Here is a 20,828-nt window from a genome sequence, read left to right as displayed (position 1 = left end):
CCCCGCCGTGCCGACAACCCGTCAATCATGACCACAAACCGGTCATTTCCCCCGTCAAGACACCGCCCGCGCGCTGACGGGCCCGCGGCGCCCCGCCGATGCGGCGCACCGTGCGCCTCGGCCCCGTCAGCGCGTGCCGACCGCCGCGCGCACGGCCCTGCGTGCCAGCTGGCAGTCGTCGTGCAGCCGCCGCAGCAGCAGGCGCTGTTCCTCGCCGGACGGCGCGGCGCCCGGGTGGCCCGCGGCCGGGGCCGCGTCGTGCATCGAACGCTGCACGGCCGTCTCGTAGGTGCGGATCTCCCGGGTCAGCACCAGCATCAGGTTCACCAGGAAGGCGTCGCGTGCGGCGGGTCCCGCCGACTGGGCGATCTGGCTGATCTGACGGCGCGCCACCGGCGCGTCGGCCAGCGCCGTCCAGAGCGTGGCCAGGTCGTAGCCCGGCAGATACCAGCCCGCGTGCTCCCAGTCCACCAGCACGGGACCGGCCGGTGAGAGAAGGATGTTCGACAGGAGGGCGTCGCCGTGGCAGAACTGGCCCATGCCCTGCCGGCCCGCGCCGGCGGCGATGCCGTGCAGCAGCTTCTGCAGGTCGCCCAGGTCGCGGTCGGTGAGCAGGCCCAGCTCGTGGTAGCGGGAGATGCGGGCCGCGTAGTCCAGCGGCGCGTCGAACGTCCCCGCGGGCGGCCGCCAGGCGTTGAGCCGGCAGATCGCGCCGAGCGCCGCGCGGACGTCGGCCCGCGGCGGGACCTCGGTGGGGTGCCGCTGCAGCGCCGCCACCCGTCCCGGCATCCGCTCGATCACCAGGGTGCAGTTGTCCGGGTCCGCCGCGATCAGTCTCGGCGCCCGCACGGGGGGGCGGTGCCGGACGAACGTGCGGTACGCCCCTATTTCGTGCCGGATCCGCTCCGCCCACGCGGGGGAGTGGTCGAGTAAACACTTGGCGACGGCCGTGCTGCGTCCCGTCGTGCCGACCAGGAGCACCGAGCGTCCGCTGCGGCGCAGCACCTGGACCGGGGCGAACTCCGGGCAGATCCGGTGCACCGAGGCGATCGCCGTGCGCAGTTGGGCCCCCTGGGGGCCGGACAGGTCGAGCCTGCCGCTGAGCGGTTGCGTGCCGAGCCCCGCCGGGCGCCGGACCGGCCCCGCACCGAGTGCGGGGCCCGCCGACCGTGCGGGGTCCAGATAGGGGCCGCCGCCGCCCGGGCGGGTGTGCAGCGACCGGGGCGGGGCGGACACGGAGGACGATGCTGCGTACATGGGAGAAACAGATCCCTTCGTGTGCCGGACGTCAGTGCGCTGCCCCGACCGGCCCTCTCGGATACACCCTGGGGAATGTCCCTCGGCGACCGGGTCGGGGTGGCGCTTTCCTACCTGACACCCGTCGCCCAGTGGCACACCATCTGGCGCACCCTGGCGAACCCTGGCGAATAGTCGCCCGGCAACTTTCACGGGGCTACTGTCAACTCAGCCGAGAACCTGGGGGCTTGACGTGAGCGGACAACCCAACACCCGCCTTGCGGACCTGTTCGGCCTGGCCGGCTGGTCCAAGGGTGAACTCGCGAGGCTGGTCAACCGGCAGGCGGCGGCCATGGGCCATCCGCAGCTGTCGACCGACACCTCCCGGGTGCGGCGATGGATCGACACGGGAGAGATTCCGCGCGATCCGGTGCCGCGGGTGCTGGCGGCTCTGTTCACCGAGCGTCTCGGCCGTGTCGTGACCATCGAGGACCTCGGTCTGGTCCGGCACGGGCGTGCAGGGAAGCGGCAGGGCGGCGGGAGCGAGGAACATCCCGACGGCGTGCCGTGGGCGCCCGAACGGACTGCCGCGGTCCTCACCGAATTCACGGGAATGGACCTCATGCTCAACCGACGCGGCTTGGTGGGCGCGGGTGCCGCGCTCGCCGCCGGCTCAGCACTCAGCAGTGCCATGTACGACTGGCTGCACACCGACCCCACTCTCTCCGCCGACGCTTCCGTCATCGACCATCCCCTCCTCCAGCACGCCGACCCGGCCGGGTTCGACCGGTACGAGGCGGCTCCCATCGGCGCGGAGGAGGTCGACGAACTGGAGCGCTCGGTCGAGGTGTTCCGGGCCTGGGACGCGGCCCGCGGAGGCGGCCTGCAACGCAAGGCTGTCGTGGGACAGCTCAACGAGGTGGGCGGCATCCTCGCCTACCGTCACCCTGTTCATCTCCAGCGACGCCTGTGGGGCGTCGCGGCCAACCTCGCGGTCCTCGCGGGCTGGATGTCGCACGACGTCGGCCTGGAACCGACGGCCCAGAAGTACTTCGTCATCGCCGCCCATGCCGCGCGTGAGGGCGGCGACCGGCCACGGGCCGGCGAGGCGTTGTCCCGGGCGGCCCGTCAGATGGTCCACCTCGGACGGCCCGACGACGCCCTCGATCTGATGAAACTGGCGCAGTCCGGCTCCGGCGACGACATCCTGCCGCGCACCCGGGCGATGTTCCACACCATCGAGGCCTGGGCGCAGGCGGCGATGGGCAAGGGGCAGGCCATGCGCCGCACCCTCGGCCGGGCGGAGGACCTCTTCGTCTCCGACCGGGGCGACGTCACCCCGCCGTCCTGGATGCAGACCTTCAAGGACGAGGATCTGTACGGCATGCAGGCCCTGGCGTACCGCACGCTGGCCGAGTTCGAGCCGCGGGCGGCCGCGCACGCCCAGTACTACGCGGAGAAGGCGCTGGCGCTGCGCGTCGACGGCCGCGAGCGGTCGAAGATCTTCGACCATCTGTCCATGGCGTCCGCCTGCTTCATCGCGAACGACCCCGAACAGGCGGACCGGTTCGCGCGGTTGGCCCTGATGTCGATGGGGTCGAACTCCTCCCGGCGTACCTGGGACCGGCTGAGCCAGATGTACCGGCTCACCGCCCAGTACGCCGACTCCCCACGGATCAGTGAGCTGCGCGAGGAGATCAGGCTGGCGCTTCCGAGGCAGAAGGGAGCCCGGCCCGGCAACAACGCCCAGGCTTGAGCGAGAGGGAGTCAGCCGTCTCTTTTTGACCGATTGCCGTGGGCGCCGTCGATTGCCGTGGGCGTCACCGGTTGACGCGGGCGACGAGCACGCAGGCGTCGTGGTCGCGTCCGGCCTCGCCGCACTCCTCCACGACCGTCCGCACACAGTCCTGTGCGGTACGCGCCCCGTCCAGGCGGGGAGCGAGGCCGAGGAGGCGGTCGGCGGGCGCCAGCCCCTCGGTGTGCAGCAGGAGCACATCGCCCTCCTCGAGGGTCTCCTCGGCCTGTCCGTAGGCGGCGCGTGAGGTGGCTCCGAGGAGCACGCCCTCCGGTGCGTCCAGCCGGCGCCCCGTCCCCGCCCGGAACAGCAGGGGGACGGGGTGTCCGGCCTGCGCCCAGGTCAGGGTGCGGGTGTCCGGCCGGTAGCGGCAGCACAGGGCGCTGCCCAGGGCGGGCTGGACGGTTCCGTCCAGCAACTGGTTCAGCCAGGTGAGTAGCTGGCCCGGCTCGGTGCCGGCCATGGCCATGCCCCGCAGGGCGCCCAGCATCATCGCCGTGTGGGAGGAGACGGCCGGGCCCTGTCCGGTGAGATCGCCGAGGCCGAACACCGTCCGGCCGTCGGGGAGTTCGAGGGCGTCGTACCAGTCTTCGCCGATCAGGGAGGCCGTCGCGGCGGGCAGACGGCGGGCGGCGAGCTCGACGGAGCCGGGGCCCCGGCCCGGCAGGGTCAGGGAGCCGAGCCCCTGCGGCAGGACCGCCTCCCGCAGTTCGACCGCGAGCCGCTGTTCGGTCTGCGCGCGGCGCCGCTGCCGCTGGAGCGAGTCACGGCTCTCGCGCACCGCCCGCTGGCTGCGGCGCAGCGCGCTGACGTCCCGCAGCACGGCCCACATCGAGGCGGTGCCGCCCTCGGGGTCGAGCGCGGGCTCGCCCATCATGTGCACGGTGCGCGGCTCGCCGTCCGGGCGGACGACGCGGAACTCGCCGTCGATGGGACGGGCGTCGACCAGGCAGTCGGTGACCATCGAGGTCAGTCGGGGCCGGTCCTCCTCCAGGACGAGCGAGGGCAGTTCGTCGAGGGTGAGGGGAGGGGCGGCCGGGTCGCGGCCGAGGATGCGGTACAGGTCCTCGGACCAGACGACCTCGTCCGTGAGCAGGTTCCATTCGGCGCTGCCGACCCGGCTGAGCAGCGACTCGCGCCGGTCGGCTGCGGTGGCGGGGGAGGTCAGGGCGGCCGGCGCGGACGACGGGCCGTCCCGTAACTGGGCCAGGTGCGCGTCCAGGTCGTCGAGTTGGTGTCGTGCGAGGTCGTAGAGCGCGCGTCGCCAGCGCCCCTGGGGGTCCTCCGGGTGGTCGCTCCCCGTGCCCGGCCGGACGGCGTCCATGTCGCCCTTGAGCCGTCGCGTCTGCGTGATCAGCGCGTCCACCGGGCCGGGTCCTGGCGGCTGGGCGGCCGAGCGGTCCGCGGACACATGGGGCGGCATGACGCACTCCGATACGGGACGGTACGACGAGGGCTGACACAGGGGCCGTCACGACTGTTGCACAGCGCGCGACGACGTGTAAGGGCTTTGGCAACACCCGATTCGGTGGTGCTTCTGGCATATGCCAGAGTCTCCAGGGAGGCGTGGAGGGGTGCGGTCCGGGCGGCCGGGCGGGGAGTCAAGTCGTATGAGGCGTAAGCGACTTGAGGGACGGAAGGTGAGGTCGCGAGGGGTGCCGGTCATGCGTTCGACGGGCCTGTGTTCGTCCATTCCGTGACTGTGATGCAGGTCACAATAATTGGACCCTGTTTTCGCGTAATGCGAAAGGCCCCCGCGGGGTCGTACATGCATGGACATCACTCTGGAACAAGCCGTTCGCGCCCGGCTGATCACCGCGGACGACCAGGAGCTGCCCGTGCCCGCCACGCTCCGCTACGACTCCGCCGACCCCTTCGCCGTGCACGTCGACTTCCCGCCGGAGGTCTCCCTCGAGGGCGAGGCGGTCACCTGGACGTTCGGCCGCGGCCTGCTGGAGCAGGGTGTGAGCGGCCCGTCCGGGAGCGGCGACGTGCACATCTGGCCCTGCGGACGGGCCCTCACGGTGATGGAGCTCCACTCCCCGCTCGGGCTGGCCCTGCTCCAGTTCGACACGAGCGCCCTGCGCCGCTTCCTGCTGCGCAGTTACGCGGTCGTCGCGGCGGGGCGGGAGGACGTCGAGGCCGCGGTCGACCGGGGGTTGCAGGCCCTCCTCGGCAACGTCTGAGGCCCGCCCGGTGTCAGCGGCCCGTCCGGGCGTACAGATCCGGACGCGGGGCGAGCTCGACCGCGGTGCGTGTGCCGCTCTCCAGCGCCCTGACCCCGGCGTCGGCGACGACGGAGGCCGCGTAGCCGTCCCAGACGGTCGGGCCGGTGACCTCGCCCCGCCGGGTCGCGTCGACCCACGCCTGCACCTCGCGGTCGTAGGCGTCCGCGAACCGCACCAGGTAGTCCTGTGGCACGTCCGCCCAGGCGGCCCCCCGCGCGGTGACGAGCATCCCGTGGTCGTCGCCGATGCGCGCGCTGCCCGCCTCGCACACGGCCTCGCAGCGCACCTGGTACCCGAACCCGCAGTTGACGAAGATCTCGACGTCCACCAGGGCGCCGCCCTCGGTCTCGAACACCACGAACTGCGGGTCCTGCAAGCCCTGCGGGGCGCCTGAGGAGACGCGCGGGCGCAGCACCGTGACCGCGGTCAGCTCCTGGCCGAGCAGCCAGCGAGCCGCGTCGATCTCGTGCGACACCGAGCTGTCGATCAGCATCGCGCTGGTGAAGTCCGGCGGGGAGGAGACGTTGCGGTGCATGCAGTGCAGCATGAGCGGCCGCCCGAGACGACCGTCGTCCAGCAGCGCCTTGAGGCCGCGGTACTCGGCGTCGTAGCGGCGCATGAACCCGATCTGCGCCAGCCGCCGCCCCCGCCGGGCCTCCGCCTCCAGCACCCGCAGCGCCCCGGCCGGGTCCGGAGTCAGGGGTTTCTCGCACAGCACCGGAAGGCCCCGGGCGAAGGCCGCGAGCAGGGCTTCCTCGTGCGCGGGACCGGGTGAGGCGATCAGCACGGCCTCGACGCCCGGCGCCTCGAGTGCGGCCTGTGCGTCCGTGTGGACCGTCGCCGTCCCGATCCCGGCGACGGCCTCTCTCGCGCGCGCGGCGTCCGGGTCCGCCACGGCGGCGACCCTCGCTCCGCTCACCACGCGATCGAGACGGCGTATGTGGTCGGCGCCCATGTGTCCGGCCCCCAGCACGGCAACGCCCAGCAGGTCGGCCACGCGCGCTCCCCTCCCCGGTCGACGATCACGCCGAAGCGTACGCCGCCGGGGAGGCGACCGCGCAGACCCCGGTCAGTAGCGCAGCACGCCGGCGAGCCCGTCCGCCGGGCCCAGCGCGCCGTCCGGGACGAAGCGCACCTCGGCGCCGGTCTCCAGGCACTGCTCGACGATCTCGTCCACGATGTCGTCGCGGGCGTCGAGGTCGCCGCTCGCGGCGGGGACGAGGTGGTCGCCGTCGTCGCGGACCGTGATGCGGTAGTTCTCCTCGACGGCGAGCAGCCGGACCCGGCCCTCCCGTGCGTTCTGCCAGAGCTCGTCGACGCCGGCCGCGAACGTCTTGTGCCCCCGGGCGGAGTCGAGTTCCGAGGCGACGGCCTCGGCGTCCCGGCGGGACTGCTCGTCGAGCAGCGGGCGCACCGCCTGCCACACCGCCTCGGGTGTGCCGTGGGAGAGTCCGCCGTGCGGGACGTGCACCGCGTCGCGGGCGGCCGGCCCCTGCTCGTCGAGGAGCGCCAGCGCCGCCGGCTCGCCGGTGACGTACAGCGGCAGCGGGTCCTCGCGCTGCAGCCTGGCCACGGCGGCCTCGGCGGCGCGCAGGAAGTGGCGGGTGTCCTCGTCGCGGAAGGTGCTGGGCTGGTCGCCGATCCGCTGCCGGCGCTCGGCGTCGAAGTTCTCCCGGCTCCTCGTCAGCGGGAACCCGCCGTCCTGCGCCTCGGTGACCCGGTCCGCGCCGCCGCGCCAGAGGGTGACGCGGTCGGCGGAGACGGAGAGCACCCGGAACGGCCGTTCGGCGGCCTGCGCGGAGACCAGGTTGCGGGTCAGGAACGTGTCGGAGAAGACGACGCGTTCGGGCACGGCCCGGGCCAGGGACCACACCTGGTGTTCGCCGGGGGCCGCGTAGATGACCAGGCCGTCCTCGGCGTGCGACAGGTCGACCTCGGCCAGCGCCAGGTCCAGCTGCCCGGCCACGTCGGCCCGCCGCTCGCGGGTGACCGCCGGGTCGTGCTCCAACTGCTTCTTCGCCTCGGCCACGACGTTGCGCAGCCGGACGCGGTCCTGGGAGTTCTCGGGTTCGCGCCGATGGGTCGGCGTCAGCACGGACACCGCCGGATAGGGGCGCGGACGGCGCAGCTCGGTGAGGGTCGCGGGGCTGAGTGCGTGCTCCATACGAGCACGATAGGACCTATTCGCACATCAGGCATTCGGTGCAATATCCGCATATGCCGCACCTCTTCCCCGGTGCCGCGAAATCTCGGGGCGGCCGGTGACGGCGGCCCGGCCGCCGGTTACGGTACGCGTCAGTAACCGGGACAGCATCGCAGGAGGCACCCATGCCGCAGCTCGAGGTCGACGGCGCAGCCCTGACGTACGACGACGAGGGGCCGCACGACGGCGGCGGCGTGCCCCTGGTGTTCGTGCACGGCTGGACGGCGAACCGGCGCCGCTGGGACCACCAGGCTGCGCACTTCGCCGTGCGGCGCCGGGTGATCCGGCTCGACCTGCGCGGGCACGGCGAGAGCGGCGGCGCGGGGGTGAAGACGGTCGCGGAACTGGCGGGGGACCTCATCGCCCTGCTCGACCACCTCGGCGTGCGGCGGTGCGTGCTCGTGGGCCACTCGATGGGCGGCATGATCGCGCAGACCGTCGCCCTCTCCCACCCGGAGCGGGTGGAGCGCATGGTGCTGGTGAACTCCATCGGCCGGATGGCCTACAGCCGGGGCCGGGGGCTGCTGATGGGCGCCTCCACGCTCGTCCCCTTCAAGGTGTTCGTCGCCGCCAACATCCGGCGCGCCTTCGCCCCCGGCTACCCCAAGGACGAGATCCGCGCCTACGTCGAGGCCTCCGCCGGCACCCCGCGCGAGGTGGTCATGACGCTGTACGGCGCCATGCGCGCCTTCGACGTCCTCGACCGGGCCGGAGAGATCCAGGCGCCCACCCTGATGATCCACGGCTACCACGACATCCAGCTCCCGGTGCGGCAGATGCTGCGGATGGCCATGGCCTACCCGGACGCCGTCGTCCGCATCATCGACGCCGGCCACGAACTCCCGGTCGAGAAGCCGGCCGAGCTGACAGCCGCGATCGACGCGTTCGTGACCGACAAGCCCGCGTAGCCGCCGACGGGCCTCCAGGGGCCGGTCGTCGGCGCGTCGGCACGCCAGCACGCCAGCACGTCGGCTCGGCGAACCGGCGGTCCGGCTCCGGCGTCCAGGCTCCTCGGAGGCGCGGCGGCCCGGCAGTCCGGCGAGCCTGCGGCCCAAGGCTCGGCAGTCCGAGGCCCGGAGGCCCGGTGGGCCGGTGCGCGGGTATGTGGGCGGGGCGGCGGCCGTCAGCCGAAGGCGTCCGGGTCCGCCGCCTTCCAGTCCGACTCCCACGACGGCGGCGGCCCCGCGAGCAGTTCGCCCGGCGCCAGCCATTCGTACAGGTCGGCGTACGAGCGCTCCGAGCCGGGAGCGACCCGCCGGACCAGGTGGGCCGGGGTGAGCCCGCCCGGCTCGCGCACACCCATCGCCGCCATGATCCGGACGGCCTCGCGCACCGTCTCGCGCTGGTAGCGCTCGACCTGCCGGGCCTTGTCGGCCACGTGCAGGCCACGGGTGCGCAGCGGGTCCTGCGTCGCCACGCCGGCCGGGCAGTGGCCGGTGTGACACCGTCCGGCCCGCACGCAGCCGACGGCGAGCATCATCGCGCGGGCCGCGTTCGTGTAGTCGGCGCCCTGCACGAGGCGTGTGACGACGTCCCAGCCCGTGGCCACCCCGCCGCTCGCGCCGATCCGGACCCGGTCCCGCAGCCCGACGCCGACCAGGGCGTTGTGCACGGTGACGAGCCCCAGGGTGAGCGGCATGCCGAGCCGCCCCGCGGATCCCGACGGCGCGGCGCCCGTGCCGCCCTCCGCTCCGTCGACCACCACGAAGTCCGGGGCCAGCCCCTCCGCCAGCATCGCCCTGCACACCGCGAGGAACTCCCGCCGCGCTCCCACGCACAGCTTGATCCCGATCGGCTTGCCGCCCGCCGCCTCGCGCAACCGGGCCACGAACAGCAGCAGTTCGCGCGGCGTCGAGAACATCCGGTGCGCGGGCGGCGACACCACGTCGACGCCCTCCGGGACCCGTCGCTCGCGTGCGACGTCGGCGCTCACCTTCACCCCGGGCAGCACCGCGCCCATGCCGGGGGCCGCGCCCTGCGACAGCTTCAGCGACACGCACTTCACCTCGGGCAGCGCCGCCTTGTCCGCGAACTCCCGCCAGTCCAGGCCGCCGTCGTCGGCACGGCAGCCGAAGTACCCCGTCCCGATCTCCCAGACGAGGTCGCCGCCGCCCCGCAGATGGTGTTCCGACAGCCCGCCCTCCCCGGTGTCCTGCGCGAAACGGCCCAGCGCGGCCCCTCTGCCGAGGGCGAGGACCGCGCGCGCCGACAGCGCCCCGAAGCTCATCGCCGAGACGTTCAGCAACGCCATGTCGTAGGGCTGCGAGCAGCCGGGCCCGCCCACCCGCACCACCGGCGGCTCCTCGGCCGGCTCGACCGGCCGCAGCGACGGCACCAGGAACTCCGCCCCGTCCCGCGCGTCGGCCCGCGGCTCCCGTACCGCGCCCCACCGAAGGCGCGGCCCCGCGGCGTGCCGTCCCAGACGCCCGGTCAGCGGGTGGTTGCGCCGCACGGAGTGACGCCGCTGCACCAGGTCCCCGGCGCCCACGCAGGTCAGCGCCAGCGCCGGCCCGGCCGCCAGCCACCACCGGGCGGACCCCAGGAAGGCGGCGGTCGTCGACGCGGCGGCGGCCAGGGCGACGAGCAGCAGCGGCCAGAACCGGCCCACTCAGCCGGCGTCCTCGTCGGGGCCGCACGAACTGCCGCTCGGCGGGAGGGTGCCGTACAGCAGGAAGTCGTCGACCTTGCGGTGCACGCACTTGGACGAGCCGTACCCGGTGTGCCCCTCGCCCCTGTTGTCGAGCACCACGGCCGACGACCCGAGCCGCTTCGCCGTCTCCACGGTCCAGCGGTACGGCGTGGCCGGGTCGCCGCGCGTGCCGACCAGGAGCATCTTCGGCGTCCTCAGGTCCTTCACCTCGTCGCGGATGAAGTCGGTGCCCTTCGGGCGGCCGTAGCACATCAGAACCTCCGTCAGCCGGTACCGGCCGAACACCGGCGACGCCTTTTCGTAGGCGGCCCGCAGCCGTTCGAGGTCCGCGGTGACCTGCCGGGCGGTCGGACGGTCGGGGTCGTCCGCGCAGTTGATCGCCATCAGCGCGGCGGGCAGGTTGTCCAGGGGAACGTCCTCGGCGTCGACGAGCGCGCCGCGCGAGGGGCCGCCGCCCGGGGACCGGAGCGGAAAGGGGAGCGGAAGCGCGGAGCCGCCGCCCTGGAAGGCCAGGGCGCCGCTTGCGTCGCCGCTCTCGACCAGCTGGGCCAGCGCCCGCTCCAGCGAGGGCCACAGCTCCTTGCTGTACAGCCCCTGCCCGAGGGCGCCGACCAGGTCCTGGCCGGTGAAGTCCGGGCCGAAGTCCGTCGGCAGCGGATCCTCGTCGAGCGAGCGGACCAGCCGCACGACCTCCTCGCGGGCCACGCGCGGATCCTGCCCGAAGGGACAGGCGATGTCCTTCACGCACCAGCCGACGAAGTCGTCCAGCGCCACCTGCTGCCCCCGCGCGCCCGCGGCGCCCTGCTCGGTGAGCGGCTCGGTGAGCGTGTCGACGCCGTCGAGGACCATGCGGCCCACCTTGCCGGGGAACCGGGCGGCGTAGACCGCGCCGAGCCGGCTGCCGTAGGAGAAGCCGAGGTAGTTGAGCTTCTTGTCGCCGAGCGCCTGGCGCATCACGTCCAGGTCCCGTGCCGCGTCGACCGTGCCGATGTGCGGCAGGACCGGCCCGGAGTGCTCGGCGCAGACCGCGGCGGCCTTCTTCAGCCGGGGCAGCAGGGTCCGCGGATCCGCGAGGGCCGCGTCGTCGTCCAGCGGGGCCAGTCCGCTCTCCTGCCCGCTCCCGCAGCTGACGGGGGAGGAGCGGCCGACGCCCCGGGGGTCGAAGGCGACCACGTCGTAGCCGTCCGTGAGGTCCATGAACTCCTTCCCGCTGTAGGCGAGTTCGGGGACTCCCGCGCCACCGGGGCCGCCGAAGTCGAGCACCACGGAGCCGCGCTTGTGTCCGGTGGCCCGGTAGCGGGCGATCGCGAGGTCGAGCGTGGCCTTCCCGGGGTGGGCGTAGTCGAGGGGGACGGTCAGCCTGGCGCACTGCAGGTCCTTGGGCATGCCGTCGCCCTTGCACGCCGACCAGGCGATCTTCTGCCCGTGGAACCGGGACAGGCCGAGACGGTCGTCCTCGTCCGTGTTCCGGTTCGCGGTGATCGTCGGCAGGCCCGCACCGATCAGGGTCAGTGCGGCGGTGGCGGCGAGCGCACAGCGTCGCAACCCGGGCCGCGTCGACAGCTTGGCCAGCATCAATGCCTCCAGGGACGCCCGCAGCGGTCCGGGGACGGCGTCCTCGATCACGATAAGCGGCCGTCCGGTGACCCGCCTCCGGGCGGACGACGCCTCCCCGCGCGCCAGTCCCGAGGACCGGCGCGCGCACGGCGCGCACCGCCCGCACGGCTCATGCGGCCTGTGCGCCGCGGGCGCCCGCGCGACGCCCGGGCGGCGGTCGGGCACCGGTCGGGTCGGTTCGGGGCGAGGGACGCCCGAGCGGGTGACAGAGGGCGCTCAGCATGACCCGGACGGTCCGCCGGAGTTCCGCCCGGTGCGGGCGGGTGCGGGCGGGTGCCCGCGACCGACGGCGTCCGACGGCGTCCCACGGCGCCCGGACCGGCCTCGTCGCTCCAATTGCGTTGTGCGGGGGTGTGCACGGGTGCTGGAGTGGGCGCATGGATCATGCCGCGGTACTCGCCCTGTACGACCGGGAGATGCGCGAATGCGCGCGCCCCGAGAGCTCCGACGCCCGGATCGAGAGGTCCGGGGGCGTGGTCCGGCACATCGGCGGCGACGGCGGCTGGAGCGGTGTCCTGTGGTCCGGCCTGGACGCCGACGACGCCGACGCGGCCATCGCCGAGCAGATCGCCCGCTTCGCAGGCCTCGGCCACGAGTTCGAGTGGAAGCTGTACGGGCACGACCGCCCGGCCGACCTCGGGCAGCGGCTCACGGCCGCCGGGTTCGTGCCTGATCAGGAGGAGACTCTGATGGTCGGCGAGACGAGCGGCCAGATCGCCGACGTCGCACCGCCCGAAGGTGTCCGCATCGTGCCGGTCACCGACCGGGCGGGCGTCGAGCTCATGGTCGAGGCGAACGAGAAGGCCTTCGGCCGTGACGGCTCCTGGCTGCGCGCTCTCCTGCTCGCCCGTCTCGCCTCCGCCGACTCCCAGGAATTCGTCGCCCTCGTCGCGCTGGCCGGGGACGTGCCGGTGAGCTCGGCGCGGATGGAGCTCGTCCCGGGCGTCGCGTTCGCCGGCCTGTGGGGCGGCGGCACCGTCGACGGCTGGCGCGGCCGGGGGATCTACCGTGCGCTGATCGCCCACCGGGCCCGCATCGCCGCCGAGCGCGGCTACCGCTACCTCCAGGTCGACGCCTCCGGCCAGAGCCGCCCCATCCTCGAACGCCTCGGCTTCGCCGCGCTGAGCACGACGACCCCGTACGTCCACGCGCCTGACGTCACGCGGGAGCGTCATGCGCCGGCGGGCCCGCGGTGAAGCCGACGAGGTGTTCGGGTCAGCGGCGCGACTTCGCCCGGTCCAGGGCCGCGACGCCCACCGCGGCCAGCCCGATCTGGATGAGCCACTCGATCCAGTCGACGCCCTTCGTGTCGGCCACACCGAGGCCCGCGGCGAGCAGCGAGCCGATCAGCGCGGCCACGATGCCGACCCCGATCGTCCACAGCACGCCGATGCGCTGGCGCCCCGGGACGACGAGCCGCCCGAGCACGCCGATGACGATGCCGATGAAGAGGGCACTGACGATGCCGTCGATCTCCATCCCGCCCCTCCGCTTCTCCCTGAGAGCCCGTTGACCCATGTCTGCCCACGGGGCGGTGGGACAGTCCGTTCCGCTTGGCGCCGCCGTCCCGGCCGGGGCCGGCGTCAGGGCGGCGGGGCGACGTGTGACGGCCGGGGCGACCCGTGTCCGCGGGTCGGCCCGGCCGTGCTCCCGGGTGCGGGAAGGGACTACGGGGTGGGCGTGCGGGTGCTCCGCGCCGCCGTGGCGGTGCACATCAGGCCGAGCAGCAGGGCCAGGGCGCCGATGACGATGTTGTTGACCGCGACTCCGGCGTCGGGGCTGTCGCCCACGACCCACGGTGCGACGATCATCCAGATGCCCGCCGCGCACATGGCCCAGCTCAGGCCGTACATGCGTGCGGGAGCCGCGGTGAAACCGAGGCCCAGCAGGGCGATGGCGATGCCGACGATCAGGTTGTGGGTGACAAGGGCGGGCTGGCTGGCGGTGTAGTGGAGTACCCACGGGGACACGGCGCAGTACAGACCGAGCAGGAACACCGGTCCGTCCACGAGCGCCACGTCGCGACCGCCGAGCATACGGGCGTAACGCGCCTGCATCTCCGGAACGTCGGGGTGCGTCGACATGTCGCCTCTGGTGTGCGAGACGTTGGCCATGACCCGTCTCCTTTGACTCTCAGGGCCGACCGCTTCGATGCGGTGTGCGGTATCTGCCGCGCATATTCATTGTGCTCTTATTCACCCTTTATGTGTAGGGATCGTGCGGATGGATCCGGCTTCTCGGGCCGAAGGACGGGGACCGTCGTCGTGCGGTGTGCTCGGGCCGGGGAGGCGGAGGCCGTCGTCGTGCGGCGCGTCGGACGCCGGGCCGGTGCGTCGAATCTTGCTTCGACGAAGAAAACGTGTGCTGCGCCCCCGTCGGGGCGGGGCCGCGAGCCGTCTGGCTCGTCGTGCGTCGCTTCTGCGTCGTATCGTGACGTCATGAGCGAGGCGATGAGTCCCGATGACGCAGGTCTGACCACGGGGGCGCTGGCCCGACGGCTCGGCGTCGCGCCCACCACCCTGCGTTCGTGGGACCGGCGGTACGGCATCGGGCCCGCCGTGCGCGCGGACGGCCGGCACCGGCGCTGGCGGCCGAGCGACGTGGCCGTGCTGGAGGCCATGTGCCGGCTCACCTCGTCGGGCGTGCCGCCCGCGGACGCCGCCCGGGCGGCGAGGGACACAGCGCTGCCGCCGTCCGCTGAACCGGCGGAACCGGCGGGAGCGGCCGCCGGGAGCAGGGGTGCGCCCGCCGTCCCCGCGCCCGACGGGGGCGACGTCCGTCAGGAGTGCCGGGGCCTGGCCCGCGCCGCCGTGCGCCTCGACGCGCCGGCCGTCGCGGAGCGGCTGGAGGCGGCCGTGGAACGGCACGGGCTCGCCGTCGCCTGGCAGGAGGTGATGGTCCCGACCCTGCACGCCGTGGGCCGTAAGTGGGCCTCGTCCGGCGATCGGTACGTCGAGGTGGAGCACCTGCTGTCCTGGCAGGTCTCCACCGCGCTGCGCCGTGCGCCCCACGCCGTCGTGGCGGGCGGCCGGGAGGGAGGGCCGGGGCCGGTGCTGCTGGCCTGTGTGCCGGGTGAACAGCACAGTCTGCCGCTGGAGGCGCTCAACGCGGGCCTCCTCCAACTCGGCGTTCCGACAAGGATGTTCGGAGCGGCCGTGCCGGTGGAGGCGCTGACAGCGGCCGTGCGGCGGCTGGGCCCGGTCGCCGTGGTGCTGTGGTCGCAGACGCGGTCGACCGCCAGCCTGCCTCTGGCCAGGCACCTTGCGGACACCCGATGGGGCGTGACCGGAGCCCGGCGAGCCCCGACCGTGGTGCTCGGCGGCTCCGGATGGGCCGGCCGCCCCGCCCCGGGCCTGCCCCGGCCGAAGGGCCTGGGCGACGCGCTGACGCTGCTGGCCGGCGCGCACGGCCAGGGCGCGGCGTGAGGCGCACGCGCCCGGCCGGTCGCGGGGACCTCCGGTCCGCCGCCTGAGAGACGCCCGGGCCGAGGGCCGGGAGCGCCCTGAGGAGCCCGGCCGGCCCAAAGGCCAGCGGTGCGGGCGCCCCGGCCGGCACGGGCGAAGGGGCGGGCGCGGGCGTCCGGTGCGGCCGCCGGGCTCAGTGCAGCTTCTTCAGCAGCTCCGCGGCGAGCGGCGCCGAGGAGGCGGGGTTCTGGCCGGTGACGAGGTTGCGGTCGACCACCACGTGCGGCGCCCAGGGCTCGCCGACCCGTACGTCGACGCCCGCCTCGGTGAGGCGGTCCTGGAGCAGCCACTTCGCCTTGTCGGCCAGGCCGGCCTGGTGCTCCTCGGCGTTGGTGAACGCGGCGATCCGGTAACCGGCGAAGGCGTTGGAGCCGTTCTCGGCGACCGCGGCGAGCAGCGCCGCGGGGCCGTGGCAGACGACGCCCAGGGGCCTGCCCGAGGCCAGGGCCTCGGTCAGCAGGCGGCCGGACACGGCGTCGACGGCCAGGTCCTCCATCGGGCCGTGGCCGCCCGGGTAGAAGACGGCCGCGTAGTCGCCGAGGTCCACGTCCTCCAGCCGTAGCGGTCGCTGCAACTCGGTCATGCCGGCGAGCACGGCGGCGATCCGGTCGGCGCCTTCCTGCCCGCCGTTGACCTCGGCGGCCAGGCTGCCCTTGTCCACGGTGGGCACGACGCCGCCGGGCGTCGCGACGACGACCTCGTGGCCTGCCGCCCGGAACGCCTCGTAGGGGGCGGCGGCCTCCTCCGCCCAGAAGCCGGTGGGGTGCTGCGTGCCGTCGGCGAGCGTCCAGTGGTCGGCGCCGGTCAGCACGAAAAGGATCTTGGCCATGAGTGATCTCCGAGAGGGTCGGCGTCGGCGTTCCGCTCCGCGGACCGCCGACGCATGGGTGCCTGAGCGAACCTAGACGGTCGAGGCATAGGGATCCAATGAGGATTCCGATGCCCGCCATTGATGATCCTATGGGTGGCGGAGGAATACTGGCGCGGTGGAACACAGCGACGGCCGACCCGCCGAACCCTTGGACCTGAACCTGCTGCGCACCTTCCTCGCCGTGTACCGCGCGGGCTCGTTCACCGGTGCGGCGCAGCTGCTGAGACTGTCCCAGCCGACCGTGACGACGCAGATGCGGGCGCTGGAGCGGCAGACCGGGCGCGAGCTCTTCGAACGGCTCCCGCGCGGCGTGTCGCCGACCGCCGTCGCCGACGAGCTGGCGGCCCGTGTCGCCGAGCCGCTCGACGAGCTGGCCGTCGTGGCCGGCCCGGACCCGGCGGGCCCGGGTGGCCGGGCCGACCCGGTGCATCTCGCCGGACCGGCCGAGCTGCTGTGCACCCGTGCGCTCCCCGCCCTGGCGCCGCTGGTGGCCGGGGGACTCCGGCTGCGCGTCGCCACCGGTCTCACCGACGCGCTGCTGGAGGAGCTGCGCGCGGGACGGCACGACCTGGTCGTCGCCACCACCCGGCCCCGCGGCCGCACCCTGCACGCGGTCCCGCTGACGGACGAGGAGTTCGTCCTCGTCGCGGCCCCGGTGTGGGCCGATCGGCTCCGGGGGCCGCTGGCCGCCGAGGGGCCGGCGGCCCTGCACGGCGTCCCGCTGATCACGTACGCCGAGGACCTGCCCATCGCACGCCGATACTGGCGGCACGTCTTCGGCCGGCGGCTGTCGGGTTCCGCCGCGGTGACCGTGCCCGACCTGCGCGGGGTGCTGGCCGCGACCGTCGCGGGCGCGGGCGTCACCGTGCTGCCCCGCTACCTCTGCCTGGCCGAACTGGCCCGCGGCGCCCTCGTCCCGCTCCACGAGCCGCCGGATCCGCCCGTCAACACCGCGTATCTGGTCCAGCGGCCCGGCGCGGCGACGAACCGGGACGTGACCCGGGTGCGCGATCTCCTGCTGAGCGCGGCCCCGCAGTGGTGAGGGGTTTTCAGGGCCGTTCCCGCGCACGCCTGAACCGGGCCAGTCCCTCGGAGAGCGTCACGACCGGCTCCGGGTAGTCGAGCGCCGCGCGGTCGAGTCCGGTCAGCTTCCACGGCTCGTGCACCGCGGGCGCGGCCAGGTCCGCCAGCTCGGGCAGCCAGCGCCGTACGTACGCCCCGTCGGGGTCGAACCGCTTGGCCTGGGTGACGGGGTTGAGGACCCGGTTGGGCCGTGAGTCGGTGCCCGTGCCCGCCACCCACTGCCAGTTCAGCTGGTTGTTGGCCACGTCCCCGTCGACCAGCAGGTCCAGGAAGTGCCGGGCGCCGATGCGCCAGTCGACGTACAGCGTCTTGGCGAGGAAGCTCGCGGTCAGCAGCCGGCCCCGGTTGTGCATCCACCCCTCGTGGCTCAGCTGCCGCATCGCCGCGTCCACCAGCGGGTAGCCGGTGCGGCCCGCCCGCCACGCCTCGATCTCGGCGTGCGCCGTGCGCTCCGAACGCCAGCGGTCGTGTTTGGTGCGGTAGTCGGCGGACGCCGCCCCGGGCCGGGCCGCCAGCACCTGACGGTGGAAGTCGCGCCAGGCCAGCTGCCGCACGAACGCCTCGGCCCCAAGGCCGCCCACCTGACGGGTGCGATGCACGAGCTCCACCGCGGACAGGGTCCCGAAGTGCAGGTGGGGCGAAAGCCGGGAGGTGACGTCGCCCGCGAGGTCGTCGTGGCCGTCCTCGTACGTGCCGACGCCCGACCGCAGCCAGGAGGCGAACCGCCGGCGGCCCTCCTCCTCGCCGCCCGCCGCCAGACCCGGCGACAGACCCGCCAGGTCCTTGCGGGCGGGCAGTTCCTCGGAGCCGACCCCTTCCGGGACCGGCACGGTCCGGGGCGCGCCGAGCGGCTCGCGCAGCCGTGCCCGCGACCAGTGTCCGAAATACGGGGTGAAGACGGCGAAGTGGTCCGAGGAGGCCGGGGCGAGCGTGCCCGGACCGACGGCGGTCGTCACCTCGTCGTGCACATGCAGCCGCACGCCCTCGGACTCCAGGGCGCGCCGCAGGCTCTCCTCGCGCCGCCGCGCGTGCGCGCTCACGTCGGCGGCCAGGTGGACCTCGTCCGCTTCCGCCTCGGCCGCCACCCGGCACACCTGCTCCACCAGTTCGCCCGAGCGCACGACGAGCCGGCCGCCCCGCTCGCGCAGCCCCGCGTCCAGGTCGCGCAGACAGTCGGCGAGGAACGCCCGCCTGTTCGGCGCGGCGAACCCGGCGCGGTCGACGGCCCGGTCGCGTACGAAGAGCGGGACCACCTGCCGGGCGCCGTCGAGGGCCGCACGCAGCGGCGGGTGGTCGTGCAGACGCAGGTCGGCGGTGAACAGGACGAGCGAGACGTTCATGAAGGGGCTCCGGGGGGACGGGTTCGTTGCGTGCATCGCTTCCGGTCGGCGGCGGCCGGCGGATGCAGGCGGGACCGCCGCGCGGGGCCGCTCCCCGCCGCGGCCGGTCAGCGGGCGGGTTCGCGTGCCCGCGCCGCCGCGTCCGCCACCGCAGCCTGTGCGATGTTGCGGGCCATGCCGCCGAAGACGAGCGCGTGGAAGGGCGCCACGCTCCACCAGTAGGCGTGGCCGAGCAGGCCATGGGGGTGGAAGACCGCGCGCTGGCGGAACCGGGAGCGGCCGCCGGCCGCCGGGTCGGCCCGCAGCTCCAGCCAGGCCAGGCCGGGCAGCCGCATCTCGGCCCGCAGCCGCAGCAGACGGCCGGGCTCGATCTCCTCGACCCGCCAGAAGTCGAGCGAGTCGCCCACCCGCAGCCGCGTGGCGTCCCGGCGGCCGCGGCGCAGCCCCACCCCGCCGGCCAGCCGGTCGAGCCGGCCGCGGACGGCCCAGGCGAGCGGGAAGGAGTACCAGCCGTTGTCGCCGCCGATGCCCTCGATCACCCGCCACAGCGACGCGGGAGGGGCGTCGACGGCGAGTTCGCGGACGTCGGTGTAGAGGCTGCCGCCGGCCCAGCGGGGGTCGGTGGGCAGCGGGTCGCTGGGGGCGCCGGGGACGGAGGCGGAGGACCAGCGGGTGTCGACCCGCGCCTCCCGCACCTTGCGCAGGGCGAGCCGGACCGCCTCGTCGAACCCGAGGGGATGGCCGGGCGGGTCCGGCACATAGCGGGCGATGTCGTGCTCGTGGCAGACCACCTCGTGCCGCAGCGACTCGGTGAGCGGCCGTGCGATCGACGCCGGCACCGGGGTGACCAGCCCGACCCAGTGGCTCGACAGGCCGGGGGTGAGCATCGGCAGCGTCAGGATCAGCCGGCGCGGCAGTTCGGCGACGGCCGCGTAGCGGAGCATCATCTCGCGGTACGTCAGGACGTCGGGCCCGCCGATGTCGAAGGTGCGGTTGACGTCGTCCGGGAGCCGGGCGGAGCCGACCAGGGCGCGCAGCACGTCGCGGACGGCCACGGGCTGGATCCGGGTGCGTACCCAGCTCGGGGTGACCATCACGGGCAGCCGCTCGGTCAGATAGCGCAGCATCTCGAAGGAGACGGACCCGGAGCCGATCACCACCGCGGCACGCAGCACGGCGGTGGGGACGCCGGAGTCCAGCAGGATCCGCCCCACCTCGGCGCGCGAGCGCAGATGAGGCGACAGCTCCCGCTCCGGCACGTCGGCCGGGGTGAGGCCCCCCAGGTAGACGATGCGGCGCACGCCCGCCGCCCTGGACCGCTCCGCGAAGATCGTGGCCGCCCTGCGGTCCGTCTCCTCGAAGTCGTCACCCGTGCCCAGCGCGTGCACCAGGTAGTAGGCGACGTCGACGCCGCCCATCGCCGCCGCGACCGACGCGGCGTCGGTGACGTCGCCGCGCACCGTCTCGACGTCCCCGGCCCAGGGATGGTCGCGCAGCCGGTCGGGGTCGCGGGCCAGGCAGCGCACCCGGTGTCCCGCGGCCAGCAGCTCGGGGACGAGCCGGCCCCCGACGTATCCCGTGGCTCCGGTCACCAGGCAGAGCGCTCCGGTGTCGCGGCCGTCTCCGGTCATGGGTCTTCGGTCCTCTGTTCGGTCGGGCCCCCTGGGACCGGTCCGGCGCCGACGGGGCGACGCCCTGCTGACCGTCCCTTCCAGATCGCTTCCACGCGGAGACGGCGTGCGGATGCACCCCGGGGTTGTGCGCACGATCGAGTGATCGCGGAAGGCCGCTACGCTGACCCCGTGGCCACAGCTGACGAGCGTGCGGAGCGGGTGCGGGAAACGCCGTCCGAGGCACCCGAGGCACCCGAGGCGTCCGGGGCGCCGACCGACCTGCATGCCTTCGCCGTCCGGCTGCGGCGGATGAACGGCGAGATCAACCGGCTGGTGCACGGATTCGCCGGCGACCAGGGACTGCATGCGACGGACGTCCAGGCGCTCGCCGCGATCCTGGACGCGGACGGGCCGATGACCCCCAAGCGGCTGCGCGAGCACCTCGGGCTCACCTCGGGCGCGGTCACCGCGTGCGTCGACCGGCTGGAGCGCGCGGGGCACATCCGCAGGGTGCGCGAGAGCGCCGACCGCAGGGTGGTCCACCTGTACTACGCGGAGGACGCCCGGTCGGCGGCCCGCTCCTACTTTCGCCCGCTGGCCGAGGCGACCCGGGCCGCCCGTGCCCGTTTCACCGAGGACGAGCTGTCGGTGGTGCTGCGCTTCCTCGGCGCGATGGGCGAGGAACTGTCGGAGATCCACCCGCCCGGGCGCTGAGAAAGGCTCTCCCG

At 74.2% G+C, this 20,828-nt stretch carries 18 protein-coding genes; 7 read left to right on the top strand and 11 right to left on the bottom strand.

Annotated features, from left to right (window positions below; genetic code table 11):
- Window positions 1–126: 126 nt before the first annotated feature.
- Window positions 127–1,257 carry an aminoglycoside phosphotransferase family protein gene (locus tag IE239_RS27390; RefSeq protein WP_190152077.1) on the bottom strand — a complete coding sequence of 377 codons (1,131 nt, stop codon included), beginning with the start codon at window positions 1,255–1,257 and terminating at the stop codon, window positions 127–129.
- Window positions 1,258–1,489: 232 nt separating this feature from the next.
- On the opposite strand from IE239_RS27390, the gene IE239_RS27385 reads away from it, so the two are divergent.
- Window positions 1,490–2,992, top strand: coding sequence for a DNA-binding protein NsdB (locus tag IE239_RS27385; RefSeq protein ID WP_190152076.1), 1,503 nt, complete (start codon window positions 1,490–1,492; stop codon window positions 2,990–2,992).
- Between the two features lie 64 nt (window positions 2,993–3,056).
- Here IE239_RS27385 and IE239_RS27380 read toward each other — a convergent pair whose 3' ends face one another.
- A complete protein-coding gene (locus IE239_RS27380) occupies window positions 3,057–4,454 on the bottom strand; it encodes a PP2C family protein-serine/threonine phosphatase (RefSeq protein WP_190152075.1) in 1,398 nt (465 codons plus the stop codon).
- Between the two features lie 349 nt (window positions 4,455–4,803).
- On the opposite strand from IE239_RS27380, the gene IE239_RS27375 reads away from it, so the two are divergent.
- Window positions 4,804–5,217 carry an SsgA family sporulation/cell division regulator gene (locus IE239_RS27375; RefSeq protein WP_190152074.1) on the top strand — a complete coding sequence of 138 codons (414 nt, stop codon included), beginning with the start codon at window positions 4,804–4,806 and terminating at the stop codon, window positions 5,215–5,217.
- Window positions 5,218–5,230: 13 nt separating this feature from the next.
- On the opposite strand, the gene IE239_RS27370 is transcribed toward IE239_RS27375, so the two are convergent.
- Together IE239_RS27370 and IE239_RS27365 are read right to left on the bottom strand one after the other, a co-directional pair.
- The gene (locus IE239_RS27370) at window positions 5,231–6,256 is read right to left on the bottom strand and encodes a Gfo/Idh/MocA family protein (RefSeq protein ID WP_190152073.1); all 1,026 of its coding nucleotides are present in this window, start codon (window positions 6,254–6,256) and stop codon (window positions 5,231–5,233) included.
- A 72-nt stretch (window positions 6,257–6,328) separates the two neighbouring features.
- Complete coding sequence (locus IE239_RS27365) at window positions 6,329–7,423, bottom strand: baeRF3 domain-containing protein (RefSeq protein WP_190152072.1); 1,095 nt, start codon at window positions 7,421–7,423, stop codon at window positions 6,329–6,331.
- A gap of 164 nt (window positions 7,424–7,587) precedes the next feature.
- Between IE239_RS27365 and IE239_RS27360 the strand changes: the two genes are divergently transcribed.
- Complete coding sequence (locus IE239_RS27360; protein WP_190152071.1) at window positions 7,588–8,370, top strand: alpha/beta fold hydrolase; 783 nt, start codon at window positions 7,588–7,590, stop codon at window positions 8,368–8,370.
- 215 nt (window positions 8,371–8,585) lie between these two features.
- On the opposite strand, the gene IE239_RS27355 is transcribed toward IE239_RS27360, so the two are convergent.
- Window positions 8,586–10,070: an FMN-binding glutamate synthase family protein gene (locus IE239_RS27355; protein ID WP_190152070.1), complete on the bottom strand. Its 1,485-nt coding sequence runs from the start codon at window positions 10,068–10,070 to the stop codon at window positions 8,586–8,588.
- Window positions 10,071–11,687, bottom strand: a complete 1,617-nt coding sequence (locus IE239_RS27350) for an alpha/beta hydrolase (protein ID WP_190152113.1) — start codon at window positions 11,685–11,687, stop codon at window positions 10,071–10,073. It abuts the gene before it with no gap.
- A gap of 419 nt (window positions 11,688–12,106) precedes the next feature.
- Between IE239_RS27350 and IE239_RS27345 the strand changes: the two genes are divergently transcribed.
- The gene (locus IE239_RS27345; RefSeq protein WP_190152069.1) at window positions 12,107–12,925 is read left to right on the top strand and encodes a GNAT family N-acetyltransferase; all 819 of its coding nucleotides are present in this window, start codon (window positions 12,107–12,109) and stop codon (window positions 12,923–12,925) included.
- 19 nt (window positions 12,926–12,944) lie between these two features.
- Here the strand turns inward: IE239_RS27345 and IE239_RS27340 are convergent, their stop codons facing one another.
- Together IE239_RS27340 and IE239_RS27335 are read right to left on the bottom strand one after the other, a co-directional pair.
- Entirely contained in the window at window positions 12,945–13,208 is a 264-nt protein-coding gene (locus tag IE239_RS27340) for a GlsB/YeaQ/YmgE family stress response membrane protein (RefSeq protein WP_190152068.1), read from the bottom strand.
- A 188-nt stretch (window positions 13,209–13,396) separates the two neighbouring features.
- On the bottom strand, window positions 13,397–13,843 hold the full coding sequence (locus IE239_RS27335) for an SPW repeat protein (RefSeq protein WP_190152067.1): 447 nt from the start codon (window positions 13,841–13,843) through the stop codon (window positions 13,397–13,399).
- Between the two features lie 324 nt (window positions 13,844–14,167).
- Here IE239_RS27335 and IE239_RS27330 point away from each other — a divergent pair, with 324 nt between their 5' ends.
- The gene (locus IE239_RS27330; RefSeq protein WP_190152066.1) at window positions 14,168–15,154 is read left to right on the top strand and encodes a MerR family transcriptional regulator; all 987 of its coding nucleotides are present in this window, start codon (window positions 14,168–14,170) and stop codon (window positions 15,152–15,154) included.
- Between the two features lie 172 nt (window positions 15,155–15,326).
- On the opposite strand, the gene IE239_RS27325 is transcribed toward IE239_RS27330, so the two are convergent.
- A complete protein-coding gene (locus IE239_RS27325; RefSeq protein WP_190152065.1) occupies window positions 15,327–16,022 on the bottom strand; it encodes a type 1 glutamine amidotransferase domain-containing protein in 696 nt (231 codons plus the stop codon).
- Window positions 16,023–16,179: 157 nt separating this feature from the next.
- Between IE239_RS27325 and IE239_RS27320 the strand changes: the two genes are divergently transcribed.
- On the top strand, window positions 16,180–17,106 hold the full coding sequence (locus tag IE239_RS27320; RefSeq protein ID WP_190152064.1) for a LysR family transcriptional regulator: 927 nt from the start codon (window positions 16,180–16,182) through the stop codon (window positions 17,104–17,106).
- A 7-nt stretch (window positions 17,107–17,113) separates the two neighbouring features.
- Here IE239_RS27320 and IE239_RS27315 read toward each other — a convergent pair whose 3' ends face one another.
- Together IE239_RS27315 and IE239_RS27310 are read right to left on the bottom strand one after the other, a co-directional pair.
- Window positions 17,114–18,487 (bottom strand): cryptochrome/photolyase family protein, encoded by a 1,374-nt coding sequence (locus tag IE239_RS27315; protein WP_190152063.1) that lies wholly within the window; start codon window positions 18,485–18,487, stop codon window positions 17,114–17,116.
- A 107-nt stretch (window positions 18,488–18,594) separates the two neighbouring features.
- Window positions 18,595–20,118: an SDR family oxidoreductase gene (locus tag IE239_RS27310; protein WP_190152062.1), complete on the bottom strand. Its 1,524-nt coding sequence runs from the start codon at window positions 20,116–20,118 to the stop codon at window positions 18,595–18,597.
- Window positions 20,119–20,289: 171 nt separating this feature from the next.
- Between IE239_RS27310 and IE239_RS27305 the strand changes: the two genes are divergently transcribed.
- Window positions 20,290–20,814, top strand: coding sequence for a MarR family winged helix-turn-helix transcriptional regulator (locus tag IE239_RS27305; protein ID WP_373308152.1), 525 nt, complete (start codon window positions 20,290–20,292; stop codon window positions 20,812–20,814).
- Window positions 20,815–20,828: the final 14 nt, after the last annotated feature.

Source organism: Streptomyces humidus (assembly GCF_014649655.1).
GTDB classification, from domain to species: Bacteria; Actinomycetota; Actinomycetes; order Streptomycetales; family Streptomycetaceae; genus Streptomyces; species Streptomyces humidus.
Note: the sequence above shows the minus strand (reverse complement) of the source record. Positions and strands in the feature narration are given on the sequence as shown.

Excerpts from the sequence above, each read along its gene's own strand:
- IE239_RS27380 (WP_190152075.1), bottom strand. The coding sequence starts at position 4,454 with ATGCCGCCCCATGTGTCCGCGGACCGCTCGGCCGCCCAGCCGCCAGGA.
- IE239_RS27330 (WP_190152066.1), top strand. The coding sequence starts at position 14,168 with ATGAGCGAGGCGATGAGTCCCGATGACGCAGGTCTGACCACGGGGGCG.
- IE239_RS27350 (WP_190152113.1), bottom strand. The coding sequence starts at position 11,687 with ATGCTGGCCAAGCTGTCGACGCGGCCCGGGTTGCGACGCTGTGCGCTC.
- IE239_RS27315 (WP_190152063.1), bottom strand. The coding sequence starts at position 18,487 with ATGAACGTCTCGCTCGTCCTGTTCACCGCCGACCTGCGTCTGCACGAC.
- IE239_RS27390 (WP_190152077.1), bottom strand. The coding sequence starts at position 1,257 with ATGTACGCAGCATCGTCCTCCGTGTCCGCCCCGCCCCGGTCGCTGCAC.
- IE239_RS27360 (WP_190152071.1), top strand. The coding sequence starts at position 7,588 with ATGCCGCAGCTCGAGGTCGACGGCGCAGCCCTGACGTACGACGACGAG.
- IE239_RS27325 (WP_190152065.1), bottom strand. The coding sequence starts at position 16,022 with ATGGCCAAGATCCTTTTCGTGCTGACCGGCGCCGACCACTGGACGCTC.
- IE239_RS27340 (WP_190152068.1), bottom strand. The coding sequence starts at position 13,208 with ATGGAGATCGACGGCATCGTCAGTGCCCTCTTCATCGGCATCGTCATC.
- IE239_RS27335 (WP_190152067.1), bottom strand. The coding sequence starts at position 13,843 with ATGGCCAACGTCTCGCACACCAGAGGCGACATGTCGACGCACCCCGAC.
- IE239_RS27310 (WP_190152062.1), bottom strand. The coding sequence starts at position 20,118 with ATGACCGGAGACGGCCGCGACACCGGAGCGCTCTGCCTGGTGACCGGA.
- IE239_RS27365 (WP_190152072.1), bottom strand. The coding sequence starts at position 7,423 with ATGGAGCACGCACTCAGCCCCGCGACCCTCACCGAGCTGCGCCGTCCG.
- IE239_RS27375 (WP_190152074.1), top strand. The coding sequence starts at position 4,804 with ATGGACATCACTCTGGAACAAGCCGTTCGCGCCCGGCTGATCACCGCG.
- IE239_RS27345 (WP_190152069.1), top strand. The coding sequence starts at position 12,107 with ATGGATCATGCCGCGGTACTCGCCCTGTACGACCGGGAGATGCGCGAA.